At 50.5% G+C, this 26,632-nt stretch carries 15 protein-coding genes; 9 read left to right on the forward strand and 6 right to left on the reverse strand.

Translation table 11 applies throughout. From position 1 onward, the window contains the following. The 4 genes from AC5RDV_RS12905 to AC5RDV_RS12920 all read left to right on the forward strand — a co-directional run. The coding region (locus tag AC5RDV_RS12905) for a hypothetical protein (RefSeq protein ID WP_494222162.1) at window positions 1-3,543 on the forward strand (3,543 nt) is incomplete at its 5' end. A 191-nt stretch (window positions 3,544-3,734) separates the two neighbouring features. Then, a complete protein-coding gene (locus tag AC5RDV_RS12910; RefSeq protein ID WP_494222163.1) occupies window positions 3,735-7,463 on the forward strand; it encodes a hypothetical protein in 3,729 nt (1,242 codons plus the stop codon). A gap of 674 nt (window positions 7,464-8,137) precedes the next feature. Next, entirely contained in the window at window positions 8,138-11,791 is a 3,654-nt protein-coding gene (locus tag AC5RDV_RS12915; protein WP_282748158.1) for a hypothetical protein, read from the forward strand. 233 nt (window positions 11,792-12,024) lie between these two features. Continuing rightward, window positions 12,025-15,717 (forward strand): hypothetical protein, encoded by a 3,693-nt coding sequence (locus tag AC5RDV_RS12920; protein ID WP_482594670.1) that lies wholly within the window; start codon window positions 12,025-12,027, stop codon window positions 15,715-15,717. Window positions 15,718-15,817: 100 nt separating this feature from the next. On the opposite strand, the gene AC5RDV_RS12925 is transcribed toward AC5RDV_RS12920, so the two are convergent. The 4 genes from AC5RDV_RS12925 to AC5RDV_RS12940 form a co-directional block, all read right to left on the reverse strand. Continuing rightward, complete coding sequence (locus AC5RDV_RS12925) at window positions 15,818-15,907, reverse strand: smalltalk protein (RefSeq protein WP_021980856.1); 90 nt, start codon at window positions 15,905-15,907, stop codon at window positions 15,818-15,820. Window positions 15,908-15,941: 34 nt separating this feature from the next. Further along, window positions 15,942-16,367 (reverse strand): hypothetical protein, encoded by a 426-nt coding sequence (locus AC5RDV_RS12930; protein ID WP_282748467.1) that lies wholly within the window; start codon window positions 16,365-16,367, stop codon window positions 15,942-15,944. 12 nt (window positions 16,368-16,379) lie between these two features. Further along, a complete protein-coding gene (locus AC5RDV_RS12935; protein ID WP_008630150.1) occupies window positions 16,380-16,811 on the reverse strand; it encodes an HU family DNA-binding protein in 432 nt (143 codons plus the stop codon). 194 nt (window positions 16,812-17,005) lie between these two features. Then, a complete protein-coding gene (locus tag AC5RDV_RS12940) occupies window positions 17,006-17,254 on the reverse strand; it encodes a DUF4248 domain-containing protein (RefSeq protein ID WP_040603243.1) in 249 nt (82 codons plus the stop codon). Window positions 17,255-17,437: 183 nt separating this feature from the next. On the opposite strand from AC5RDV_RS12940, the gene AC5RDV_RS12945 reads away from it, so the two are divergent. From AC5RDV_RS12945 to AC5RDV_RS12965, 5 genes are all read left to right on the forward strand, one after another. After that, on the forward strand, window positions 17,438-18,406 hold the full coding sequence (locus AC5RDV_RS12945) for a type I phosphomannose isomerase catalytic subunit (RefSeq protein ID WP_130893296.1): 969 nt from the start codon (window positions 17,438-17,440) through the stop codon (window positions 18,404-18,406). Between the two features lie 22 nt (window positions 18,407-18,428). Beyond that, window positions 18,429-19,235, forward strand: a complete 807-nt coding sequence (locus AC5RDV_RS12950; protein ID WP_428388990.1) for a polysaccharide biosynthesis/export family protein — start codon at window positions 18,429-18,431, stop codon at window positions 19,233-19,235. 270 nt (window positions 19,236-19,505) lie between these two features. Next, complete coding sequence (gmd, locus tag AC5RDV_RS12955) at window positions 19,506-20,591, forward strand: GDP-mannose 4,6-dehydratase (protein ID WP_008630142.1); 1,086 nt, start codon at window positions 19,506-19,508, stop codon at window positions 20,589-20,591. A gap of 7 nt (window positions 20,592-20,598) precedes the next feature. Further along, a complete protein-coding gene (locus tag AC5RDV_RS12960; RefSeq protein ID WP_008630140.1) occupies window positions 20,599-21,723 on the forward strand; it encodes a GDP-L-fucose synthase family protein in 1,125 nt (374 codons plus the stop codon). Between the two features lie 22 nt (window positions 21,724-21,745). Further along, window positions 21,746-24,589, forward strand: a complete 2,844-nt coding sequence (locus AC5RDV_RS12965) for a bifunctional fucokinase/fucose-1-phosphate guanylyltransferase (protein ID WP_282748469.1) — start codon at window positions 21,746-21,748, stop codon at window positions 24,587-24,589. Between the two features lie 95 nt (window positions 24,590-24,684). Here AC5RDV_RS12965 and AC5RDV_RS12970 read toward each other — a convergent pair whose 3' ends face one another. Both AC5RDV_RS12970 and rfbC read right to left on the reverse strand, forming a co-directional pair. After that, on the reverse strand, window positions 24,685-25,827 hold the full coding sequence (locus AC5RDV_RS12970) for a dTDP-glucose 4,6-dehydratase (RefSeq protein ID WP_270652033.1): 1,143 nt from the start codon (window positions 25,825-25,827) through the stop codon (window positions 24,685-24,687). A gap of 11 nt (window positions 25,828-25,838) precedes the next feature. Further along, window positions 25,839-26,411: a dTDP-4-dehydrorhamnose 3,5-epimerase gene (gene rfbC, locus AC5RDV_RS12975; protein ID WP_270652032.1), complete on the reverse strand. Its 573-nt coding sequence runs from the start codon at window positions 26,409-26,411 to the stop codon at window positions 25,839-25,841. Between the last annotated feature and the right edge of the window lie 221 nt (window positions 26,412-26,632).

Consider the following 26,632-nt stretch of genomic DNA (forward strand, 5'->3'; position numbering starts at 1 on the left):
CTTGCAACCGACGGGACGGGAGGGGGAAAGTATTACATCTATCATGTGGCTACCCGGAAGTTTATTGCAGCCGGTAATGCTTCCGGCACGCAACTGAGCGTGGATTCCATCGGGCAGGAAATAACCATGGCTTACGGGGAAGAACGTCCTCCGTTATTGGTACAGGAACCGAAGGTGCCGGGCAAAGGTTGGATTTTTAACATGTTGGACGGGCCGTCCAACGGCAACCGTTTTCATGAGATTTATGTGACCGGTACTGCAAGTGCATACGTGGATTGCGGGTCGGACGGCCATACCTTGTGGCAAATCCAAAAGCAGGAAAATGGTTATTATGCGATAAAGATTGTGGACCAGGATCCCGATTTCGGGACGGTTTCCGGCAATGCGGTGACGATGAACGGCGTGTGGGGCGTGAATCCCGGTAGCACGGTGGTGTATCCTTTTGCTGATAAGGAACAGGGCGGTTTTGATAAGGTAGAGACCGATTGGGCGTTTGTTACGCCCGAAGCTTATTTTGTTTATCAGGCTAAAAAGGCTTTGCAGGCCCAATTGGAGTTTGCCGGCGAGAACGGTTATACGGATGTGGCAGGATATGTGGCGCTTTACGAAAAAACAGATGCCACAGCTGAAGAGTTGGAAAGTGCGGCGGATGAACTGCAACAGGCCGTGACCGACCGGTTGGGGGCCGGAGCCTCGGAAGAACAGCCCAAATTTACCGATTTGTTGGCCAATCCTTCGTTTGATGCGGGCAATGGAGGTTGGATTGAAGATGGTGGTTCTCCAGCATTAGGGCATCAGAAGAATGACAAATACCAGGACCCGGATGATGAATCTGTGGTAATGGACCAGTTCTGCGAGAAGTGGACCAAACCGGGAGGAACCAGTGCCATACATCTTTATCAGAGGTTTGGGAACATGCCTTCCGGCCGTTACCGTTTGTCGGCCGTGACTTTGGGTTACAATCAAAGTAATTTGAACGATATCCCCCGGGGGCTGTATCTCTTTGCTGATGCGTCGAAATATGACGAGAAGTTCAGGGCCGAGGCGCATACGGTGAAATTTTATGGTATAAAGAATGGTGCACCGGGCGGTGCCGACGTGCCTGCACCGCGTAAGGTCGTATTGGAGTTTTATTCCCGGGGCGGCGATTTGACGCTTGGCTTTATGACCGAAAACACCAATTGTAACTGGTTTGGTATAGACAATGTGAAGCTCGAATATATGGGTAACGAAGGCGGGCTAGCTGCCGAATTGGCCCGTACGGTAAAAAATGCCGAGGCTTATTTGCAAGAACAGACAGGAGCTAATGCGCACTTCTCGGCATCGGGCAAGGCGAAGTATGAAGAAGTCTTGGCCTGCGCCAAGGAAGCTGCGGGAAATGCAGGGTTGGCGGATGACGATTGGGCTGCCGCAATCCGGATGGTGAATGCCCGGAAGGATTCCTTGGCTGTGGATATTGCCGCTTATAAGAAACTGAACGACGTGGTGATTCCTATGTTGGAGGCCAGACTTGACGACAGTCCTTACAGTGAGGTCGGCTTGCCTTCTTATGAGGATTACTTGGACAAACTCTACCGGGCCTATGACGACGGTTCGATGGCTCCGGCGGAGATAGACGGGGCAGAGGCATACGCCGAAGAACTGTTTAGGCAGGACGTGGCCGACATGATGGAGAGCGGGGCTACTGACAATGTGACAGGTCTGTTGGCCAACCCGAGCTTTGCAAAGAGCAATGACGGATGGATCAAGACCGGGAACGGCGACTTTAAGAACGAAGGTACGGAAATTACCGAAGTTTGGAATGGCCGGGATTGGGAAGTTTATCAGGACGTGGCCGGTTTGCCCGAAGGTTTCTATAAAATCACCGTGCAAGGATTCTATAGCCCGAGTTCTCCGACCACGTCCGTATGGCATGAGACTTGGGGACTTGAAGGAGACGAAGTGAACAAGGTGATGGCCTCCGTGTTTGGAAACGAAGCCTCTGCCCCGGTCCACCATATCGCAGATTTGCCGTATGACAATAAGATGGAAGTCGGAGGATGGGAGCAAGTGTCCGGTACGGCAGACGAAAACCTGAACGGGAAATGGCTTCCTACAGACAAGGCGTCATCGCAGGAAGTGTTTAAATCCAATCCGGGGAATTATCTCAACACCGTGACTTGTTACGTGGGCGAAGACGGCAAACTCCGGGTCGGCATGAGGCTTGCCGGTGTGACGCGTAATGAGTCGTGGGTGGCTTTCGATAACTTCCAGGTCATTTATCAGGGGCTTGACAACCAGGAAGGTGCAGTAGCTGCCTTGCAGGCGAAAATCAATGAAGCCAAACAGGTGGGCTCTGACGGGAGCCAGATGCCGTTGGACGTGCAGGAACTTTTGCAGGCTACTGTTTTGGAAGCGGAAGAAGTGGTTAAGGGTGAAGTTTCAGCCCGGTTGTTCAAGGAAACCATGGCTGCGTTGTCAGCCGCCATAGAACAAGGCCGCACATCCATTGAATTGCTGAAGGAAATGGACCGTCAAGTGGTCCGGCATGATCAGGCATATAATGAAGGTTCTTATGATTCGTATGGCCAGGATGATGTAGACGCGCTTTTGAATGTTGTTTATGAAGTCATGGACGTCATCGACGGCGGTTCATTCGAGAGCGTGGGGATGGTTGAACAATACATTGCAGATATGAACAATGCTTACGGCAAGATGAAACAGAGTGCCATCGACTTTTCTGCCGCTTCCAAGGACGAACCGTTGGATGTCACCGTACTGTTGGAGAACCCATCTTTCCAACAGGAAGATGAAGAAGGGAATGTGGTGTTCAATTATGACGGTTGGGACGTGGAGTCGGATGCAGAGGTTACTACAGCTGCCGACTCGGTCTTTGAATTCTTCAATTCCACGAAAGCCGATATCCATCAGGGCTTGTATAATATGAAGCAGGGCTATTACCGCATTCGTCTCAAAGGGTGTTATCGTTACGGGGATAATATTCAGGCCGCGACGGCTCATAGGGACGGAACGGAGAATTTACTGGCTTATGTTTATGCCCAAACGGAAAGTGCGGATTTTAAAGGCGTTCTTCCAAGTTTCATGGAGTGCGTGCATGACGGTTTGCTTTCTCCCAATGATGCAGTGCTGCCTGATTCTTTGTTCCCCGGTTCCGAACGTACATACCATTGTGTGGCCAATGACCGATTGGGTATGCGTGCTGCCATGACATGGGGATATTACGATGCGGATAAGCCTTTCTATGTGAAAAAGGGAGAATCAGTGAAAATCGGTGTGCGCAAGGATGAAGGGGTAGCGGCAGACTGGGTTTGCATCGACGACTTTTCCCTTGAATATCTGGGTGACGGTGATGGCAATAGACCGGACGATTTCGTGGATAATATTGGTGAGGTACTTGTTGGTGGAACGGCTACGGTGGTTGCTTCCGCATGGTACACCGTCAACGGGGTGCGTGTAGCCGAACCGAAGCAGCGCGGCATTTATATCCGTCGGGACAAGATGAGCGACGGAACAGTAAAGGCCGTGAAGGTCATGATGAAGTGATTTGAATCAATAGGATGCTTTATTTGTGTCCCCGCACATTTTTTTGGCTGTGTGGGGACACAAAACTGTTAAAAAATGGAGCTTTTCTGCTTTTTTCTTCCTGAATTATTTTTTTAATTAAATACTTCTTGTAATTTTGCTGTCGTAATAAGTATAGCAAAACATTATAATTAACTTAATTTTCGAGAAGCATGAAAAACAAATTACTTGCTTTGATGGCGCTTTGCGGCGCGACTTCATCTACCATGCCCTTGTGGGCAGCAGAGTGGGAAGACCCGACATTGACTTTTGCAACTCCGGATTTAGAGGCTATCAAGGCCGGCCAAAAGGAGGTGTATTTCATTTACCATGTGGTTAGCGAGAAGTTCATGAACAATGGGGCTGATTATGGGACAGCGTTGATTGTTGCCGATGAAGGCAAGGAAGTGACGCTGAGCTATGGTGTGGATTATGAATTGAACAGTCACGACCCGGGTGCGCAGGACTATTCAAAAGCCCAGTCCTACCGCTTCTCCATGATGGAAGGGAAGACTAACAGCGGTTTCCATGAATTATATGTGAGCAGTAGCGGTAAGTGCTTTGTGGATCATGACAAGCAGGGACATATCTTGTGGGATATCCTCCCGCAGGAGAACGGGCTTTACCGTATTCGAATCAATGCCGACGACCCCACTTACGGGAAGAACTCCGGCAATGCGGCTTACGCCAACACGTGGATGGGTGTGAACAAGAACTTGGACGGCACATGGGTGGAGACTGTCGGCCCGTTGATTGTGCCGGGTACGGCCGGATTCGAGAACGCCGAGTTCGACTGGAAGTTCGTAGAACCGGAAGTGTATGAGGTGTTCATGGCCAAGAAAAAATTGCAAGAACAGTTGGATGCGGCAGACGCTGCCGGTTTCACGGAGATTGCCGATTATGTCGCCCTTTACAATAAGGCAGACGCGAAAGCGGAAGACGTGTTGCAAGCCGTGGAGAATCTGAAGTCGGATATTATGGATTTCAAGTACAGTTCGGCCACGGTGACTAATCCTATCCCGGTGACGGAACTGATTTCCCAACCTTCGTTCGACCAAAGTACAGACGGGTGGGTGACCAAACGTGAAGGGTCTACAGGTAATTTTGTCCGTAAGACAGGCGATAAGATGATAGCTAGCGACAACAAGGAATGTGAGAACTTCTTTGAATATTGGATTCCGTCTGCAGAAGGCAATCAGCCGAACTGGTCCATCACTCAGGAGCTAAAGGATTTGCCGGATGGAAAGTATCGCTTGGGTGCTTACATCATGACCAACGTGGTACCTAATGAGACCGTGTCAGGTCCTAAAGGCCGCTTCCTGATGGCCAAGACATTGGCCGGCGAGGTGCGCAAGGAAGCCGACGTGCCTGCGGTAGTGAATCCCGACAAGTCGAATGGCTATTTTGCACCTTACACGTTGGAGTTCTCCGTCATTGGTGGTACAGCTACTATTGGTATGGTGGTAGAAAACGCAAACTCCAACTGGACGGCAGTGGATAATTTCACTTTGGAATATCTTGGCAAGGCAGAAGCGGTTACGTCCCGTAGTCTTTTGGAACAGAACATTAAGGATGCGGAAGACAAATATGCGGAATATAAAGATGCAAATGAACGTTTCAGTGCAGTTGGCGAGCAAAAATATGAAGAGACTATCAAGACGGCCAAAGAAGCCGTGGCCAATACCCAGTTGGATGACGAAACCCTGTTGGGGATGATTAAGGCAGTGCAGCTCCGCATGGATTCGTTGGCATTGGATATTGCGGCGTATAAGACTTTGTCGGCCAAGAAAGATGAATTAGAAGCGGCCTATGATGAAAAATTCCCGGATGTGGAGTTAGGCTTGTATGAAGATTATCTGGATGAGTTGCTGAGCGGATATAATGACCGTACTTTCAATCCCAACGAAGTGGACAGCATCCAACCGCGTGCCGACCGCATATTGAAACAGGCTGTATTGGAATCCTTGCAGGAGCCTGACGGCTTGCGTGAGGTGACAAGCTTGCTTACGAACCCGGATTTCTCTAATGCGACGAACGGGTGGAGCAAGACGGGTAGCGGTGATTTTAAGCATGACAATACCGGCGTGGCTGAGCTTTGGAATGCCAAAGGGAGCGATGGTGAGGTTTATCAGGAATTGAACGGGTTGCCTTCAGGTTCTTACAAGATCACGATGCAAGGGTTCTATTCCCCTAGTTCGGGCAATTCCAACTCTTGGCAGCAGTCTTGGGGGCAGGAAGGAGATACGGCTAATGACATTTTGGGGTCATTGTTTGCCAATGATGCTTCTGTGAAACTTCATCACGTGATGGATTATCCTTTGACGGAAGAAGAAAAGGGGACGGCCGAGCGTTACGAACAAATCACCTTTACGGACGACCCGCAATATAAGGACAAGTGGTTGGTACGTCTCAAACCGGCAGTAGCCGAAACGTTTACGAAGTTCCCGGACCGTTATGTCAATGAGGTGGTTTGTTACGTGGGCGAGGATGGTAAGCTCCGGTTGGGCATCAAAGCGGCTACAGCTTCTGTTGATTGGACCGGTACATGGACAGTCTTCGACAAGTTCCAAGTGGAATACCTCGGGGCTGATGACATGACCGGTGCCGTGACTTCGCTCAATGCGTTGATTACGCAGGCTACGGAAATGTTGAACAAGGAAGTGCTTACCACGCAAGAGGCTAAGGACGCTTTGAGTAAGGCTATCGAATCGGCTAATGCTGCGGCAGAAGGTGAATTGACTTTGGATGTCTACGCAAAGCAGGTGGATGCCCTGAATGCCGCCATCAAGGCCGGTAATGAGGCTATCACTGCAGCTGCGGCCTTGGAGACCAAGTATGACACCCACCAGGATAAGGTGTCGGGGACGGGCGAAGGCAGTTATGAGGACTATGTCAACACGGAAGGCTACGAGGAGTTGGCCGACGTGCTTGTGGAAATCGATGACAAAATCAACGGGGAAGGCATTTTCGCTTCCATGGCCGAAATAGAAGATTACAACACCAAGATCGACCGTGCTTATTCGAAGATGGTGAGTGGTGACATTGATTTCTCTACGGCAAGCAAGGATGAGCCGGTGGATGCCACAAATCTGATTATGTGTCCGAGTTTCCAAAAACGGACTTATGATGAAAGCACAGGAGAATGGAAGGACGTGCGTGCCGCAGACGGTTGGGTCAATGCAAGTATTGTGGACGGACCTTCCAGCAAGGTGACCAGTGCATTGAATTACGAAATGTTCAGTGACAGCAGTGAAATCCACCAGACACTCTACAATATGCCTGCCGGATACTACCGTGTGGTTTACAATGGCTTCTACCGTGCAGGCGGTTATATAGATGCAGCAGTGGCTCGTCGGGACAATGAGAACGAAACCTTGAATGCCGAGGTTTATTTGAAAGGAAAAGAGTCTAATTGGACGAATAAGTTGGCTTCTATTTTCGATAATGTACGGGAATACAAGTACACGACAGGAGACGTGGTATTGCCGGATTCCTTGTTCCCGGATAAGACGGACTTGCTGTACCATTGCATCGTGAACGGTGTGAACGGCGCAAAGGCAGCCTTTGAAGACGGGGCCTATGAAGGCAACTTCAGCTTCCGTGTAGAGGAGGGCGAGGAGCCTGTATTGGGCGTACGCAAGACCGGTAAGATAACGAATGACTGGACTTGTTTCGATAACTTCAAGCTGTTGTACTATGGTGATGGCGATGCCAACAAGCCGGATGATTTCGTATCTTCTGTAGAAGAGACTGTGGCTGACGGCAAGGCAACCGTGGTAAGTTCCGCATGGTACACCATCAACGGCGTGCGTGTGGCTGAACCGAAGCAGCGCGGCATCTACATTCGTCAGGATAAGATGAGCGACGGCACGACTAAATCCGTGAAAGTAATGGTGCGTTGAGCCACCGTTATGATATATCAATAAAAATAGGTTCATAGATTAGATTGGAAGGGGGGACGAAGCGATTTCGTCCTCCCTTTTTCTCTGCTTCCCCCGTGAAATGGGCAAAACACCATTCATCCTTCAGAATATATGTTAAGCCTTTCATAATGTTTGCGTTATAAGCTGAAGGATGTTTCAGGCATCTTTCAGCAAAGTTTCATTTCGTTGAGGAAAGGATGGAAAAGCATTCGGTTGAGAATGAAAAATCAATTGGCGCAGAACGGAAAATCGTTCGGCTGAGAACGGAAAATCATTTGGCGCAGAAATTTTTGTCGCTTTCTGCAAAGAAAGGGGGCTGAAAGATGACCCTTCTATCCTTCATGCCGTAATGTGTTGTATGATAATGGTTTATTGTATAACCTGAAGGATGAAGGGGTATTTTGCAAACTTCTTGGGTGATGGGGGGCAGCCGCATGTTCCGGTAGGCACGCTTGTTTTTTTATGGATGTTTTGTCAGGCAAAAAGGCTTGCCATTGAGGTGAAGAATGGCTTAATTACGTTAAAAAACGGCTTGTTTTGGTTTTTTTCTTTCATTTTATTCTTTTTATTGAATACTTGTTGTACCTTTACGGCCATAATAATCCTATTAAAAGCGAAACATTATATTAGTATTAACTTAATTTTCAAGAAACATGAAAAACAGGTTACTTGCAGTGATGGCACTCTGTGGTGCGACTTCATCTACTTTGCCTTTGTGGGCAGCAGAGTGGGAGAATCCGATTCCGAATTTTGTAGAACCCAATTTGGCTACCGATGGGACGGGCGGGGGCGTGTATTACGTTTATCACGTGGCTACCCAAAAGTTCATAACGTGTGGCAATTATAATAAAACTTGGGGAACGGAAGTGGTTGTAGCGGATGAAGGAAAGAAGTTGGACCTGACTTATGATACCGATTACGAGCTGAGCAACCGCCCTGAGACAGATAAAGAGTATTCCAATGCCAAAGGATGGCGTTTCACCATGTGGGACGGGAAAAGCAATACAGGCCGTCATGAGCTTTATTATAGCCCGTCGGACAATGCCTTCTGTGTGGACCATAACAAGCAGGGACACATGTTGTGGAAAATATCTCCGGTGGGTGACGGGAATTACCGTATCAAAATCAGTGACGAAGACCCGACTTATGGTTTGAATTCCGAACACGCGGAGGAGTATGTGGGGTTGGTGGATGAGACCCGTACGGGAGTAGATGCCTTTATCAATCCGGAAATGGCCGGGAATGAAAAAGCCCAGTTGGATTGGAGGTTTGTGACTCCCGAGGCTTACGAAGTCCTTTTGGCAAAGCGTGTGTTGAAAAAGTGGTTAGTGAGTGCGGATGAGGCCGGATATAAGGGATATGAAGAATATGAAAAGGTATATTTGGATGCGGCTGCTACTTTGGAGGACGTGGAAGCGGCTTCTGCGGGATTGAAAAAGGCCGTGTTCGACTTTAAGTTCTCCGGGGCTTCGGAAGAACATCCGGCTGATGTGACTGACGTGATAGAGAATCCGGCTTTCGACAATGGGGAAAATGGATGGACTTTGCAACGCGATGCCATCAGTGGGCAAGATAATTTTGGGGTACAGTCTTCTTCTCAAACTACTTCCGACGGAACTGAGTTCAAAGGTTTCTTTGAGCGTTGGACTGCTACTTTTCCGCAAACGAGTTGGTCCATTACGCAGGAAATCAATGATATACCAGATGGGCGTTACCGCCTGAGCGCATATATCCTGACGAATGTGAAAGAGGATAATGGTGGTCCGAAGGGACGTTACCTTTATGCCAAATCGAAAGGAGGCGAAGTGAAGTTGCAGGCCACCGTGCCGTCTCCCGATGGAGGAGGTTATGCCGCGCCCTATACGCTCGAGTTTTCAGTCATAGGCGGTTCTGCCACAGTGGGTTTGAAAGTGGAAACTCCTAATTCCGAGTGGACGGGTGTGGACAATTTCAAATTGGAGTATTTGGGCGAAGCTGGTGCCATGACGATGCAGGATTATCTAAAGGAGCACATTGCTGATGCAGAAAAGACCTACGAAGCTTACAAGTCTGCCAATAAAAAAATGAGCCAAAAAGGTGAAGAAGCTTATACGAAGCTTATCGGGCATGCCAAAGAAGTGGCTGCAGATGCGAGCGTGGACATTGAAACCGTGTCGGCTCTGATTGAGACCTTGCAGAAGCAAATGGACGAGATGGCCAAAGACGTGGCTGCGTATGACAAACTGGAACAGTTGTTGGTTGAGGCAGAAAATAAATATTGGGCATCTCCATACGAAGATATGTCGTGGCCTACGTTGGAGGATTATATCGACAACACGCTTAAGGTGGAGCAGGGAGATTGCAGTTTCGACCCGGCTTTGATAGACAGCGTCCAACCGCGTATGGACCGCTATTACATGGAGGACTTCAGGGCTGCCGCTTTAAGAGGGGAAATCGAGGACTTCACACCCTTGTTGGTCAATGCGGATTTCACCAACAATGCCGACGGATGGCAGGGTGGTTCCGGGCAAGGTGTGGAAACGGGTGAAATGTATGATAAACAGACATTTGATGTCTATCAGGAAATAGAGGGCTTGCCCGAAGGTTCTTATGAGGTCTCCCTGCAAGGATTCCAACGCCCTACGTGGCACGATGCTTGCCAGGCAGCTTGGGGCACGGATGCCAAGGAGGCGCAGGTTACTGCGTATGCTTACGGTAACGACGGTTCCGTAAAGCTCCACCATTGTTACGATGAGGTGTTTGATGAACCGATGCAGGCAGAAGGTTGGGGCAAAGATGTGCAATTGTCATTGCCGAACGACGAGCTGAGGAATGGCAAGTATGCCTTGGATGCTTTGACGGGAACGCATAAGGCTTTTGAAGAAGGTCATTTCGAGAACAAATTCGTTTGTTATGTGAAGGCTGACGGCAAATTACGAGTGGGCGTGCGGATGACTGAGGATGCAGGTCTTTCCGGGGACTGGACTACTTATGACAATTTCAGGTTGAAATATTTGGGCGCGGAGGATATGACCGGGGCCGTTTCTGCATTGGAGGCCCGGATTGCCGATGCGAAGGTACTGCTTGACGATGTGGAAACGCTTACCACCAAGGCCGCGAAAGATGCCTTGCAGAAAGCCATTGCCGATGCTACTGCGGCTTTGGAGGAAGAATTGACCCAAGAGACGTATGCCGTCAATTCGGAGGCATTGAATGCAGCCATGGAGCTTGAAACCGAATCGCGTGCGGCAGCAGCCAAGTTAGAGGCGACGGCTACAGGCCATGACAATAAGTTCAATGGTGCAGGAGGTACTGCCGAGTATGACAAATATGCCGGTACAGACGAATATGACGTTTTGTTGGAACTCGTGTCGGATGAAGTGTTGTTGGCCATCGACGAACGTTCGCTTGTCGATTTGGCCCAGATTGAAAGTTTTATGCAGCGCATGAATGAGGCTTATTGCAAGATGGTGGCCACGCAAGTGGATTTCAAGGGAGCGTCGAAGGATACTCCGCTCGATGTCACGGGCATGATTACCAATCCGAGCTTTGAGGAAATGGATGCCGAGACGCAGGAGAAAGTAAGCTCTAATGCCGGATGGGAATGTAACAAGGTGCATAATGACTTGAAGGCGCAAGATTTGGTTTACGAGATGTTCAATATCGAGGATGTCAAGCTTTACCAGACCGTGTATGCGTTACCTAAGGGGTTCTATCGGCTCACTTACAATGGCTTCTATCGTGCCGGGGATGCCGAGCCAGCTGCTTTGGCGCGCCGTGACAATAAGGAAGAGGCACTGAACGTGGATGTGTATGTTGAAACCGCTTCCGAAAAGTTGTCCGTTCCATTGGCTTCCATTTTCGATAATGTGACGCTTTACAGTTACGACAGTTCGGATAAGGTTTTGCCCGATTCTTTGTTCCCTGACATGCCCGATATGATGTATCATACAGTCGTGAATGGCAGGGTCGGTGCCCGCAAGGCTTTTGAGGACAATGCTTACGAAGGGGCATTCAGCTTCGAGGTGAAGGAAGATGGCGAAGGTGTGACCATCGGGGTTGAAAAGGGCGCGGTTATCACCAATGACTGGACGTGTTTCGACAACTTCCACCTGTACTATTTGGGGGCCGGCGAGGCCAACCGTCCAGACGACATCCCGAATGGCGTGGAAGATACTGTGGCCGACGGTAAGGCTACGGTGGTAAGTTCTGCATGGTACACCATCAACGGCGTGCGCGTGGCCGAACCGAAGCAGCGCGGCATTTACATCCGTCAGGATAAGATGAGCGACGGTACGACTAGGTCCGTGAAAGTAATGGTGCGTTAAACCACCGTTATGATATATCAATAAAATAGGTTCATAGATTAGATTGGAGGGGAGGACGAAGTGATTTCGTCTTCTCCTTTTTGCTTTTGCTGCCTTTGTGTTAAAAATATGGGCTTATCTTCTTTTTTTTATCCGGATTATTTTTTAGATTGAGTATTTATTGTAAATTTGCCACTTATAAGAAATCCTATTAAAAAGCGAAACATTAGTATTAACTTAATTTCTGTAAGAAGATGAAAAACAGATTACTTGCATTGATGGCTTTGTGCACAGCCACATCGTCCACATTGCCTTTATGGGCGGCCGATTGGGCGGATCCGAAGTTGACATTCGTAGAACCCGACTTGGAGGGAATCAAGGGTGGACAAAAGGAGGTGTATTACGTTTATCATGTGGCCAGTGAGAAGTTCATGTCCAATGGTGCGGATTTTAATACCACTTTCATCGTTTCAAATACGGGGCAAGAAGTGACATTGAGTTATGGACCCGATTACGAGCTGATTACCCATGCGAAAGATGCCAACGATTATTCGGCTGCCGAATCTTATCGTTTGTCGCTGATGAATGCACCGAGTAACGGTGGTTTCCATGAAGTATTTTTGGATCCCGGTGTAAAATGTTACGTAGACCACAATAAGCAAGGACACATCTTGTGGGATATTGTATCTCAGGGGAACGGCCTTTACCGTATCCGTGTGAATGCGGACGATCCTACTTACGGTACCAATAAAACCGAAAATGCCGCTTATAAGAATACGTGGATGGGAGTAAATCCCAATACGGATGGTACGTGGAATGAGGTTATCAATCCTTTGATAGTGCCCGGAACAAGCGGTTATGAAAAAGCTGAGTTCGACTGGAAGTTCGTAGAGCCGGAAGTGTACGAAGTATATGCTGCCAAGAAGAACGTGCTGAAACCGCAATTGGAAGCTGCCGATGAGGCCGGATATACGGATTATGCGAAGTACAAGGAATTGTATGAGAGTGCTGATGCTACGGTGGAACAGATAGAAGAGGCTGCAGAGGAACTGAAGGATGCCGTGTTGGAATTCAAATACAGTTCGGCTTCAGAGGCTACTCCCGCAGATTTGACGGCTAAGATTACGAACGCTTCGTTTGGCGATGGTTCCAATGGGTGGACTTCTTGGCGGGCCAACAACAATAATAATTTTGGTGTCGTGACAAAGAAAGAGGGGGAGATTGGAACGTCAGACGGTTTCGATTTCCGTACTTTCTTTGAAAGATGGATAGCCACACCTCCTACGGGAGATTATTATATAGAGCAGTCTTTGAGTGAACTGCCTGACGGAAAATATCGTTTGAAGGCTTACATCATGACGCAGCAGACGGCTGAGAACGGTGGTCCGAAAGGTCTTTTCTTGTATGCCAAGACGGTGGCCGGTGAAAGCAAGAAAGAGGCTGATGTACCGTCACCGGACGGCACGCCTTATGCAGCACCTTATACTGTAGACTTTTCTGTAATCGGCGGTACGGCTACTGTCGGTATGCGTTCCGAGGGCAGTAAGGACGGTTGGTCGGCTGTAGGTTATTTCACATTGCAATATATGGGTAAGGCGGGTGCTATTACGATGCGCGATGCTTTGAACCAAAATATCACAGAGGCCGAGAAGCAATATAAGGAAGAAATAAGCCTCAAGAAGCATAGTAAGGAAGGTGATAAGAAATATGAGGAGATGATAGCCTTGGCAAAGGCGGCTGTGGCTAATGACGAGGTCAAAGACGATTCTTTGCAATCCATTGCCAAATCTTTGCAGCTTCGTATGGATAGTTTGGTATCAGATGTTGCTGCTTATCAGACATTGACGACAAAGACAAACGACTTGTCTGTGGCATGGGATGAATCCATATATGCAGACCAAGATTTTCTTGATTATGAGGAGTACTTGGTTGGTTTGGAAGAAGCTTATAACCAAGGTACTTTTGACCCGACGGAAGTAGACAGTATCCAACCGCGTGCCGACCGGATTTGGAAAGCTTGTATTTTGGATGCTTTGGAAACAGGCGATACGGATAATGTGACCGGCCTGTTGACGAATCCTAACTTTACAGGTAATACCAATGGGTGGACTTATCAGAAGTTGGGCGGGCCGAACAATGATGGTTTGAAATATGGAAACAACGTGGCCGAATGCTACGAGCAGGCTTTCGATGTGTACCAGGAAGTTAACGGCTTGCCGGCGGGTACTTACGAGGTCAGTGTGCAGGGTTTCTATCGTCCGGCGGGAAATGCCACTTGGTCGGCTGCCTGGGGCGTAGAAGGAGATGCAACCAACGACGTGTTGGCATACGTGTATGGAAACGACGGAATGGCCAAGCTTCCGCATGTGGCCGACGGTTTGCAAGATGAAAACATCGGTGAGGATTGTGCACAGTTGACAGCCGGAGGTGCGGACTTGGAAGGCAAATATGTCTGCAACGGCAAGAAGAGTGCTGAGCTGATTATGGCCGATGGTACGAGCTATCTGATGACTGTGAAGTGTTATGTGGGTGAAGACGGAAAACTGCGTTTCGGTGTGAAGATGCCGACGGCTCCGGAGTCTTTGACCGCATATTGGACGTTGTTTGATAACTTCCAGGTTACTTATTTGGGTGCAGATGACATGAGCGGTGCGAAGTCTGCCATGGAAGCTTTGATCGGAAATGCTCAAGAACTGTTGAATAAGGAAGCGTTGACCACCCAAGAAGCCAAGGATGGTTTGAATAAAGCTATCGAGGCGGCTACGGCTGTAGTAGATAACCTGACTCCTGAAACTTATAAGGAACATAGCGAAGCTTTGAATGCGGCTATGGAAGCTGGTCAGGAAGCCATTGATGCAGCTACTGCATTGGAAACGAAAAACGATAATCATGCGGATAAGTTGGGTTCTTCAGGAGAAGGAAGTTATGAAGACTATGCCGATACGGAAGGTTATGCAGAACTTGATGATGTAGTATTGGAAATAGACGAGAAGATAAGTGGTGACGGTATTTTTGCTTCCATGGAAGAAATAGCCGACTATAATGTCAAGCTTGACAAGGCTTATACCAAGATGATGAGTGGTAAGGTTAATTTCTCTGAAGCAACTAAGGATAAGCCGGTGGATGCCACTAACTTGATTATGTGCCCGAGCTTCCAAAGCAAGAAGTTCAATGCCGATAAGAATGAATGGGAAGACGTGCGTGCCGCAGACGGTTGGGTCAATGCAAGTATTGAGGATGGCCCTTCCAGTAAGGTGACCAGTGCATTGAATTACGAAATGTTCAATGACAGTAGTGAAATCCACCAGACGCTTTACAACATGCCTGCCGGTTACTACCGTGTGGTTTACAATGGCTTCTATCGTGCGGGCGGCTATATAGATGCAGCAGTGGCTCGCCGGGACAATGAGAGCGAAACGTTGAATGCCGAGGTTTATTTGAAAGGAAAAGAGACCAATTGGACGAATAAGTTGGCTTCTATTTTCGATAATGTAAAGGAATATAAGTACGACAGCGGCGATGTAGTGCTGCCGGATTCTCTGTTCCCGGATATGACGGACTTGCTGTACCATTGCATCGTGAACGGTGTGAACGGCGCAAAGGCAGCCTTTGAAGACGGGGCCTATGAAGGCAACTTCAGCTTCCGTGTAGAGGAGGGCGAGGAGCCTGTATTGGGCGTACGCAAGACCGGTAAGATAACGAATGACTGGACTTGTTTCGATAACTTCAAGCTGTTGTACTATGGTGATGGCGATGCCAACAAGCCGGATGATTTCGTATCTTCTGTAGAAGAGACTGTGGCTGACGGCAAGGCAACCGTGGTAAGTTCCGCATGGTACACCATCAACGGCGTGCGTGTGGCTGAACCGAAGCAGCGCGGCATCTACATTCGTCAGGATAAGATGAGCGACGGCACGACTAAATCCGTGAAAGTAATGGTGCGTTGAGCCACCGTTATGATATATCAATAAAAATAGGTTCATAGATTAGATTGGAAGGGAGGACGAAGTGATTTCGTCTTCCCTTTTTGGTCATTCAGGCTGTACGTTACATCGCCGACCCGCCGATGGCGCCAAGGATGGCACTGGCCACGGCAATGATTACATTAAGCAAGGTGTTCCAAACTGTTTTGTTCATAGGCATTGATGTTTTAGAAGTTAAACTATTGCGGTCAGTCCGTGCCCATATAGAGCGACCAACCTTCTTTTATCTGGCTCATGGAGGGCTTCACCCCGCATTCCACCCGGCTCATGGCCGCCACCAACGGTGCCATGTGCGAAGGGTCGTACGGATTGAGGCATTTGTCCGGAGGGAAGCCGGTCAGCGCACATACCTTACGGGCGTAGTTTTCTGTGTCGTTACCGTCTTCGGGCGGTGCCCATCGGGCAATGATGTCGCGTATCGTGCGCAGGCCGTATTTGTGGCAATAGGTGCGCAGCACGATGAAGGCCGCACGGTATCCCCACGGCATGCTCCTGAACGTGAAGAACTCCGGGTCGGGTTGCCGTTCGGCCAGGCCTTGCCACAGGTCTGCCGTGCGTCGGATATTGAGAGGGTTGCAGTTGCGCAACCCTCTTTGCTTGTTCAGCTTTTCCATTCCTTTACGGATTTAGATGCCGCCTTCTTCCTCGTCGCTGTCCTCTTCGGTCGCGAAGTCCACCCGTTCGAGCGTGAAAGCCTTGTTGTCGAGCGACATGGCTTTTTTGAGCTTGGCGTTAGGCGTGAAGCAGACGCGGAGCTTGGTAATATAGGCCGAGTCGTACTTTTCAGCTGTGTCGCTACCCAAACCGTTGGCCACGGTACGGAAGCTGCCGATGTCGCCCAAATGGACACGCTTGCCTTCTTGCAAGGCATAGATGATCTGTTCCTGCAAGGCCGACAGTACGGCCAGGCAATCGTGCCGCGTGACGGTACAGGAGCTGCTGATGCGTGTGGCAATCTCCTCGATTCCGATTTTGGAGAGGTTGACGATGAAACCGTAATACTTGCCCGGTGCTTCCGGGTTGCGCGGGTCTTTGCGTTCGATGACTTTGTAATTCATAATGTTTTTGTTTTTAAAAGTTTGTTTTTTGATTTTGTAACTCTCTTGTCATCCGGATGACAATGCAAAGGTAGGTATCCCCGAAAACAGGGGTGTGCATTATTGCACGTTCGTGCACGTTTCCGTCGGTTTCCGCTTGAAAATGTGCATTTTCGCCTGTTTTCCAAGGTGCTTCCTGCCTATGGATGGCCGGCCTATTCGTGCGGCCACTCGCGGAAGTCGTCGTCCGTCTCCTCCGGTTTGCCGAGGATGTCGATGACCATTTCGTATTGGCGGGGTGTAAAGCTCCGTTGCCAGACACCGAAGTGCAGTGCCGTGAGGCGTGCCCACAGGTCGCGTTCGGCCCGTAATACTTTGAACAACCTTCGTCTCGCGTTCCGTTCGGTGGAGTCGGGAAAATACAAAGTTGCCAGTCTCGTCACGTCGTACAAATTCTTTTTCATGATACATTTGTATTTGTTAGTTAATAAAATGGTTGTAAAATCCGGCTTGGGAGGCCGGATGTATTTCATGTTTCCGGTTAATGTGTCACTTGCCAGTACGCAAGGCTGAATTTTAAATATTCCTTTTTATTTGCTCGTGTTGTGTGAATTTCGTAATTTTGGACGATTTTTTACAGTTAAGGCATGGAAAATAAATTGTTCCGTTTTACGGATATATTCAAGGAAACCTTGTGGGGAGGGCATCGCATACTCCCGTTCAAGGGCTTGGAGGCCGATGGACGGCTGATAGGAGAGAGTTGGGAACTGTCCGGCATTCCGGGGAACGAGTCGGTGGTGGCAGGAGGTGCGTACGGCGGGTTGACCCTTACGCAGTTGGCCGAAAGAGGCGGGAGCGCTTTGTTGGGCGAGGAGAACTTCAAGCGTTTCGGCACACGTTTTCCCTTGCTCGTCAAATTTATAGATGCGGCCCAACCCCTTTCCGTGCAGGTGCATCCGGATGACGAGTTGGCGCAGCGTCGCCACGGCTGTCCGGGTAAGACGGAGATGTGGTATGTGGTGGACGGGGCACCGGGAGCTTACCTGTTGGATGGGTTCAGCCGGCAGGTGACAGCAGACGAATACGCCGCGAGGGTGGCCGACCAGACCTTGCCCGAAGTGCTCCGGCGCTATGACGTGCGTCCGGGAGACGTGTATTATCTGCCGGCCGGGCGGGTACACAGTATCGGTACGGGCTGTTTTATCTGCGAGATACAGCAAAGCAGCGACGTGACTTACCGGATTTATGATTTCGGACGTGTGGACAGCGAAGGACGGCCGCGCCAACTTCATGTGGAAGAAGCCAAAGAAGCGATAGACTATGCCGTGACGGAGCCTGAGGTGCGCCGCGAAATAGAAGCCAATGTGCCGGCCGAACTGGTAAGAAGCCCGTTTTTCACGACCGGTGCTTACCGGTTGACCGAACCGATGACGTGCGATTACGCCGACTTGGACAGTTTTGTCATCTTGATTTGTACGGAGGGAGCCTGCCGTGTGGCCTGCGGTGAAGAAGAAGTGAAACTCGCGGCCGGGCATACGCTTTTGGTGTCGGCCGAAGCGGAGAGTGTGACGCTTGAGCCTGAAGGCGAGGCTACGATATTGGAATCATACGTGTAATTCAAAACCATTTCTATCTTATATGAATAAAATCAGCATGAAAATTTTCACGGTGTGGGCCGTGGCGGTGGTATGGCTTGCCACATCTTGTACTTCTTATAAGACCGTGCCTTACATGATCAACAGTGCGGAGGCCGACCTCGATTCGAGTGCCGTGCTTTATGAGGCGCGTGTCATGCCTAAGGACGAACTGACTATCACGGTGAATTGTCCGGAAGACGCTGAAGCGGTCATTCCTTTTAACCTGACGGTTACGCCGGCTGTGGGACAGGGACGCGGGACGTTGACTTCCCAACCGACTTTGCAGACTTTCTTGGTGACTAATGACGGTACTATCAACTATCCTATCCTCGGTACCCTGAAAGTTGGGGGTATGACGGTGAACCAGGTGGAAGACCTGATTGCTTCCAAAATCGAGGGTACTTATCTGAAGACCCGGCCGGTGGTGACGGTGCGGTTGAGCAATTACAAGATTTCGGTATTGGGTGAAGTGACCAGTCCGGGTACTTACACCGTGCCTTCCGAGAAGGTTTCGATTTACGGAGCTTTGGCCTTGGCCAAGGACATGACCGTTTACGGACGCCGCGACAATGTGAAACTCATCCGCGAGGATGCCACGGGCAAGAAGACCATCCATGAGTTGGATTTGAACGATGCCAATATCATCAAGTCACCGTACTTCTATTTGCAGCAGAACGACGTCTTGTATGTGACGCCCAATAAGACGAAAGCCAAGAACTCCGATATTGGTTCGAGCACGAGCTATTGGGTAAGCTCCATCAGTATCTTGGTGTCTATCGCCTCGTTGGTAACCAATATTTTGCGATAGCCTTATGTTAGGATAAAATTCGGACACTCTAAAGTCCGTTTTTTAATCTGTGCAGAACTGTGAATCAATCTGCGCCAAACGAAAAATCAATCTCAGGCGAACGATTTTTCGTTTGGCGCAGATTGATTTTTCATTTTGAGGGGATTGTTTAACTGTTTGTTATCAGGCATTTCCATTCTTGTTTTTTTTTGATTTTTCGTATGTTGGTACTTGATTTTTTTATAACTTTGCAACATTCACACTAAACACTATAACATTATTTGAATTATCATGAGAAAAGTAGCATTGATTACCGGTATCACGGGGCAGGACGGCTCCTATTTGGCCGAGTTTCTGATTGAAAAGGGATATGAAGTGCATGGCATCATGCGCCGTTCTTCTTCCTTTAACACCGCACGTATCGAACATCTGTATCTGGACGAATGGGTGCGCGACATGAAGAAGAGCCGTCTGGTGAACCTGCATTGGGGCGACATGACGGACAGCAGTTCGCTGATTCGGATTATCAGCGACATCCATCCGACGGAGATTTACAACCTGGCCGCGCAGAGCCACGTGAAGGTGTCGTTCGACGTGCCGGAATACACGGCCGAGGCTGATGCCGTGGGCACGCTCCGCCTCTTGGAGGCCGTGCGCATCTGCGGGTTAGAGAAGACTTGCCGTATCTATCAGGCTTCTACTTCGGAACTCTTCGGTAAGGTGCAGGAAGTGCCGCAACGGGAAACCACGCCTTTCTATCCGCGTTCTCCCTATGGCGTGGCCAAGCAATACGGTTTCTGGATTACGAAAAACTACCGCGAGAGCTACGGCATGTTTGCCGTGAACGGTATCTTGTTCAACCATGAGAGCGAACGTCGGGGCGAGACTTTCGTAACGCGCAAGATTACGTTGGCTGCTGCCCGTATCGTACAGGGTTTCCAGGACAAACTGTATTTGGGTAATCTGGATGCGCGCCGCGACTGGGGATATGCCAAAGATTATGTGGAGTGCATGTGGCTGATTCTGCAACATGAGACACCGGAAGATTTCGTCATCGCCACAGGCGAGATGCACACCGTGCGCGAGTTCTGTACGTTGGCGTTCCAGAACTTGGGTGTGGAACTGAAATGGGAAGGCAGCGGCGTGGACGAAAAAGGTATCGATGCAGCTACGGGCAAGGTGCTCGTGGAAGTCGACCCGAAATATTTCCGTCCGTGCGAGGTGGAACAGCTCCTCGGCGACCCGACGAAGGCCAAGACCCTTTTGGGTTGGAATCCCACGAAGACGACATTCCCCGAACTGGTACGCATCATGGTGGAGCACGACATGAAGTTCGTGAAGAAACTGCACTTGAAAGCTCAGTTGGATAAAGAATAAGACGGCTATGTTGGACAAGAATGCTAAGATATATGTGGCGGGACATCACGGATTGGTGGGTTCCGCCATTTGGAATAACCTGAAGCAGAGAGGCTACACCAATCTGGTGGGCCGTTCGCACCGGGAATTGGATTTGTTGGACGGAGCGGCTGTGAAGGCTTTTTTCGACGAAGAACAGCCGGACGCCGTGGTGTTGGCAGCCGCCCACGTGGGAGGCATCATGGCCAATTTGCAATATCGTGCGGATTTCATCTACCAGAACTTGCAGATACAGCAGAACGTCATCGGCGAGAGTTTCCGCCACGGGGTGAAGAAGTTGCTCTTTTTGGGCAGCACGTGCATTTATCCGCGTGAGGCTCCGCAGCCGATGAAAGAAGAGGTGTTGCTCACGTCTCCGTTGGAATATACCAATGAGCCGTATGCCATCGCCAAGATAGCGGGGCTGAAGATGTGTGAGAGTTTCAACCTGCAATACGGGACGAACTACATCGCCGTGATGCCGACAAACCTTTACGGGCCGAACGACAATTTCCATTTGGAGAACAGCCATGTGTTGCCGGCCATGATCCGTAAGGTCCATTTGGCCAAGTGCCTGAACGAAGGGGACTGGGAGGCTGTGCGCAAGGACATCGGCCTGCGTCCCGTGAGCGTGGTGCGCGACGGTGTGAAGCGAGTGGTGGATGCCGCTTCCACAGAAGCGGATATCCTCGACGTGTTGGCGCATTACGGCATCACGCCGGAGGCCGTGACGTTGTGGGGCACCGGCAAACCGTTGCGCGAATTCCTTTGGAGCGAAGAGATGGCGGATGCCAGCGTGCACGTGCTGTTGAACGTGGATTTCAAGGACACGTATGCGCCGGGCGAACGGGACATCCGCAACTGCCACATCAACGTGGGGACGGGCAAGGAACTGACCATCCGCGAAGTGGCAGAGAAGATTATGGCCGAAATCGGTTTCAAGGGTGAGTTGCGTTGGGATGCCTCCAAGCCGGACGGCACGATGCGCAAGCTGACGGACGTGACGAAGCTCCACCGCCTCGGTTGGCACCACACGGTGGAGATAGACGAAGGGGTGCACCGTTTGTATGAATGGTACCTGAAAGGAATCTGTATCAATCATCAGGGACACTAATATATATAATAAGGTATAGGATATGAAAAAGTTGTTGTCGCTTCCGCCGAATCTGGTGGAGTGTTTCCACGAGGTAGAGCGAGCCGACCGGAAAGAGTGGTTTTGTACGTCCGACCCCATCGGGCATAAGTTAGGTTCGGGGGGAGGAACGGCGTGGCTGTTGCAGGCCTGCAAGGCGTCCGAGACGGATGAAGGAGAAACATTTGCTGCATGGCTGTCGCGTGAGAAACGCATCCTGCTGCATGCCGGAGGGCAGAGCCGGCGTTTGCCGGCTTACGCGCCTTCGGGGAAAATACTGACTCCGGTACCGGTGTTCCGGTGGAAGCGGGGACAGCGTCTGGATCAAAACCTTTTGTCGCTTCAGTTGCCCCTTTACGAGCAGGTTATGGAGCGTGCGCCGCAGTCGTTGCACACGTTGGTGGCCAGTGGCGACGTGTATATCCGTACCGACCGGCCTTTGCAGGACATCCCCGAGGCCGACGTGGTGTGCTATGGGTTGTGGGTAGACCCGAGCCTGGCTCAAAACCATGGGGTGTTCGTATCGGACCGCCGGTCGCCGGAGAGGTTGGCTTTCATGTTGCAGAAACCCAGTGTGGCCGAGTTGGGCGCACTGATGAGCAAGCATTTGTTCCTGATGGACATCGGGATTTGGTTGCTGAGCGACCGGGCGGTGGAACTGATGGTGAAGCGTTCTTACCGTGACGGGCAGTTGTCGTTTTACGACATGTACTCCGAGTTCGGTCTGGCACTGGGAGACCGTCCTACGTTGGACGACCCGGAGTTGAACAGCCTGACGGTGGCCATCTTGCCTTTGGAAGGGGGGAACTTCTACCATTACGGGACGAGCCGCGAGATGATTTCTTCCACGTTGGCCGTGCAGAACATCGTGACGGACCAACGGGAAATCATGCACCGCAAGGCTAAGCCCCATCCGGCCATGTTCGTGCAGAATGCCGAAGTGGAAGTGGCGTTGGAGGCCGCGAACTCTGAACTTTGGATAGAGAACAGCTTCGTGGGGCGCGACTGGACATTGGCGTGCCGTAACATCATTACAGGGGTGCCTGAAAACCGTTGGCCGCTGAAGTTGGCCGCCGGTTTGTGCATCGACGTGGTGCCGGTGGGCGAGGAGGCTTTTGCCGCCCGTCCTTACGGTTTCAACGATGCCTTCAAGGGCTGCCTGTCGGACAGGGCGGTCCTGTATCAGGGCATGCCTGTGACGGAGTGGTTGGCCGAGCGCGGCCTGAAACCGGAAGACATAGAGGAGAACCATGATTTGCAGGCGGCCCGTTTGTTTCCTTTGTGCGGCAATGTGGAGGACTTGGGATTGGCTATGCGTTGGATGACGACCGAGCCTGAATTGGAGGATGGACGTAAGGTATGGTTCTCGGCCCGCAAAATGTCGGCCGATGAATTGTCGGCATACGCCAACCTGCACCGCCTGACGTGCCAACGTGAGGCGTTCCGGACGAAGAACCTGCCTTTATTGGCAGCCCATTACGAACGTAGCGTGTTCTACCAGTTGAACTTGGATGACGTGGCCCATGAATATGCGGAGGAGGATTTGCCTTTACCGGACGCATTGCCGGAGATGGCGGATGGGTTGACACGTATCAGCGATGCGATGTTCCGTGCCCGTGTGGCCGGCCTGAAAGGTGAAGACGGACGGAAATATGAAGAACAGGCTTTCGGACTGATGCGTAAGATGCTGACCGGCACGGCCTGTGCGGCCCGGCAGTCTCCCCGCTTGTCGGTTTATGCAGACCAGATCGTGTGGGGGCGCAGTCCGGTGCGTATCGACTTGGCCGGAGGATGGACGGACACGCCGCCCTACAGCCTGATGGAGGGAGGGAATGTGGTGAACCTCTCCATCGAACTGAACGGGCAGCCCCCGTTGCAGGTGTACGTGAAGCCTTGCCGGGAACGTCATATCGTGATGCGTTCCATTGACTTGGGCGCGATGGAGGTGGTGCGTACATACGACGAACTTGCGGCCTTCAATAAGGTCGGCTCTCCTTTTTCCATTCCGAAGGCAGCGTTGGTGTTGGCCGGTTTCCATCCGGATTTCTGTGCGGAAGCCCATGCGTCGTTAGAGGCGCAGTTGGAGGCTTTCGGTGCGGGTATCGAAATTACATTGCTGTCTGCCATTCCGGCCGGTTCCGGGTTGGGGACAAGTTCAATCTTAGCTTCTACCGTGCTGGGGGCCGTCAATGACTTCTGCGGGTTGGGATGGGACCGTTATGAGGTGGGCAACCGTACGCTCGTGTTGGAGCAGTTGCTGACCACGGGCGGAGGATGGCAAGACCAATACGGCGGCATCCTGCAAGGCGTGAAATTGCTCCAGACCCAACCGGGGGCTTGCCAACAGCCTTTGGTACGTTGGCTGCCCGACCACGTGTTTACCGCACCTGAATACCGGAAATGCCATCTGTTGTATTATACCGGCATTACACGTACGGCCAAGAGCATCCTGGCGGAAATCGTGAAAGGGATGTTCCTGAACGAGACCGGCCGTTTGGAGTTATTGGGGCGGATGAAGGCACATGCCTTGGACATGTACGATGCCATACAGCGGAACAGTTTTGAGGAGACCGGCCGTTTGGTCAGGAGGTCATGGATGCAGAATTGCCGTTTGGACGAGGGGACGAATCCGACGGCTGTCCGTGCGATTATCGGGAAAATAGATGACTTGTGTTTAGGGTATAAGTTGCCCGGTGCGGGTGGCGGTGGCTTCCTTTACATGATGGCCAAGGACGAAGAGGCGGCAGCCCGTATCCGGAAAATCTTGGTACAGGAGGCTGTGAACGACCGTGCCCGTTTTGTAGAGATGAGTTTGTCGGAAAAGGGGTTGGAAGTGAGCCGTAGCTAAGCTTTATCCTTTCTTTCTTGCCGATAGAAAAACGTGCGCCCCCGGAAACAACAAAGGTTTCCGGGGGCGTGTGTCTTCGTGGACAGGATGGCGGATTACCGGTCCTTGTACATGTTTTCGTAATATTTCTGGTAGTCTCCGCTTGTCACGTTGTCCATCCATTCCTGGTTGTCGAGATACCAACGGACGGTTTTCTCGATGCCTTCTTCAAATTGCAGGCTAGGTTCCCATCCCAATTCGTTTTTCAATTTGGTAGAGTCGATGGCATAACGCAAGTCATGTCCCTTGCGGTCGGTCACGTAAGTAATCAGGTCGAGCGAATAGCCTTCCGGGTTGCCGAGCAACCGGTCTACCGTACGGATGACGACTTTGATGATGTCAATGTTCTTCCATTCGTTGAAGCCGCCGATGTTGTACGTCTCTGCCGCCTTTCCCTTGTGGAATATTACGTCGATGGCACGGGCGTGGTCGATGACGTAAAGCCAGTCGCGCACGTTTTCCCCTTTGCCGTAGACCGGGAGGGGCTTGCGGTGGCGGATATTGTTGATGAACAGCGGAATCAACTTTTCCGGGAACTGGTAAGGCCCGTAGTTGTTGGAACAGTTGGTTACGATGGTCGGCATGCCGTAGGTGTCGTGGAAAGCACGGACGAAGTGGTCGCTACTGGCTTTGGAAGCGGAGTAGGGACTGTGCGGATTGTATTTCGTGGTTTCCAGGAAGAAAGCCTCACCGTATGCCAGGTGATGTTCCGAAGATGAGGCCGTGGTGGTGAAAGGAGGTTCGATGCCTTCGGGGTGAGTCAGCTCCAATGCCCCGTACACTTCGTCGGTCGAAATATGGTAGAAACGTTTGCCCTCGTAGCCTTCCGGCAGGGATTCCCAATACTCTTTGGCTGCTTGGAGCAGGCTGAGCGTTCCCATGACATTGGTGCGTGCGAAAGTGAACGGGTCTTTGATACTGCGGTCCACGTGGCTTTCGGCAGCCAGATGGATAATGCCGTCCACATGGTATTGCCGGAAGAGTTCGCTCATCTTGTCGAAATCGCAAATGTCCGCTTTGATGAAAGTGTAATTCGGTTGGTTTTCGATGTCTTTCAGGTTGGCCAAGTTTCCGGCGTAGGTCAGCTTGTCCAGATTGATAATGTGGTAGTCCGGATATTGGTTGACGAAGAGGCGTACGACGTGGCTGCCGATGAAACCGGCTCCTCCGGTAATGATGATATTTCTTTTAAAATCCATGATGTGCTGTATTATTGGTATAAATCTTCTGAGTAATCAAACAACCATTCGGCATCTTTCAGGCGAGGATGACGCTTGTCCTTTTCCGACAGGAGGATTTTGTCGGAAGGAATGCGCCAGTTGATGCCGAGGTCCGGGTCGTCCCATGCCAATGCCCCCTCGCTTTGCGGTGCATAAAAGTTGTCGCATTTATACTGGAATATAACTTCCGGCGTGAGCACGCTGAAGCCGTGGGCAAAACCGCGGGGGATGAAGAATTGACGATGGTTTTCTTCTGTCAGCTCTACAGCTACATGTTGACCGAAAGTAGGCGACCCTTTCCGGATATCCACGGCCACGTCCAATACGGCGCCTTTGATGACGCGTACTAACTTGCTTTGTGCGTATGGCGGTTTTTGAAAATGAAGACCGCGCAGTACGCCGTAACTGCTCTTGCTTTCATTGTCTTGCACGAAATGTACGGTGCGGACCAACCGGTCGAAATCCCGTTGTGAGAAAGATTCGAAAAAATAGCCTCTTGCATCGTTGAACAACCGAGGTTCGATAATCACTACGCCTTCGATGGCGGTTTGAATGACTTCCATAATAAATAGTAAACTTTATTATGTGCAAAGATAGTTTTTTTTATCGAAAGGTAGCGGGCTTTAGGATAAAATCGTATATTTGCAAGGATGAAAAATATTTAAATGATTGCATCATGGAGACTTGTCATTGGATTTTGGCCGGTTGGTTGGTTTTTGACTTGCTGGTGTTTGTATGGGCGTGGTGGGATGATTTATATTATTCCCATGATATGAAAAATAAG

This window comes from Paraprevotella sp., from assembly GCF_986071375.1.

What these genes read in the sequence shown, in the direction of transcription:
- AC5RDV_RS12965 (WP_282748469.1), top strand. Translation starts at nt 21,746, where the DNA reads ATGAAAAAGTTGTTGTCGCTTCCGCCGAATCTGGTGGAGTGTTTCCAC.
- AC5RDV_RS12950 (WP_428388990.1), top strand. Translation starts at nt 18,429, where the DNA reads ATGAATAAAATCAGCATGAAAATTTTCACGGTGTGGGCCGTGGCGGTG.
- AC5RDV_RS12945 (WP_130893296.1), top strand. Translation starts at nt 17,438, where the DNA reads ATGGAAAATAAATTGTTCCGTTTTACGGATATATTCAAGGAAACCTTG.
- gmd (WP_008630142.1), top strand. Translation starts at nt 19,506, where the DNA reads ATGAGAAAAGTAGCATTGATTACCGGTATCACGGGGCAGGACGGCTCC.
- AC5RDV_RS12960 (WP_008630140.1), top strand. Translation starts at nt 20,599, where the DNA reads ATGTTGGACAAGAATGCTAAGATATATGTGGCGGGACATCACGGATTG.
- AC5RDV_RS12940 (WP_040603243.1), bottom strand. Translation starts at nt 17,254, where the DNA reads ATGAAAAAGAATTTGTACGACGTGACGAGACTGGCAACTTTGTATTTT.
- AC5RDV_RS12970 (WP_270652033.1), bottom strand. Translation starts at nt 25,827, where the DNA reads ATGGATTTTAAAAGAAATATCATCATTACCGGAGGAGCCGGTTTCATC.
- AC5RDV_RS12910 (WP_494222163.1), top strand. Translation starts at nt 3,735, where the DNA reads ATGAAAAACAAATTACTTGCTTTGATGGCGCTTTGCGGCGCGACTTCA.
- AC5RDV_RS12920 (WP_482594670.1), top strand. Translation starts at nt 12,025, where the DNA reads ATGAAAAACAGATTACTTGCATTGATGGCTTTGTGCACAGCCACATCG.
- rfbC (WP_270652032.1), bottom strand. Translation starts at nt 26,411, where the DNA reads ATGGAAGTCATTCAAACCGCCATCGAAGGCGTAGTGATTATCGAACCT.
- AC5RDV_RS12925 (WP_021980856.1), bottom strand. Translation starts at nt 15,907, where the DNA reads ATGAACAAAACAGTTTGGAACACCTTGCTTAATGTAATCATTGCCGTG.
- AC5RDV_RS12935 (WP_008630150.1), bottom strand. Translation starts at nt 16,811, where the DNA reads ATGAATTACAAAGTCATCGAACGCAAAGACCCGCGCAACCCGGAAGCA.
- AC5RDV_RS12930 (WP_282748467.1), bottom strand. Translation starts at nt 16,367, where the DNA reads ATGGAAAAGCTGAACAAGCAAAGAGGGTTGCGCAACTGCAACCCTCTC.
- AC5RDV_RS12915 (WP_282748158.1), top strand. Translation starts at nt 8,138, where the DNA reads ATGAAAAACAGGTTACTTGCAGTGATGGCACTCTGTGGTGCGACTTCA.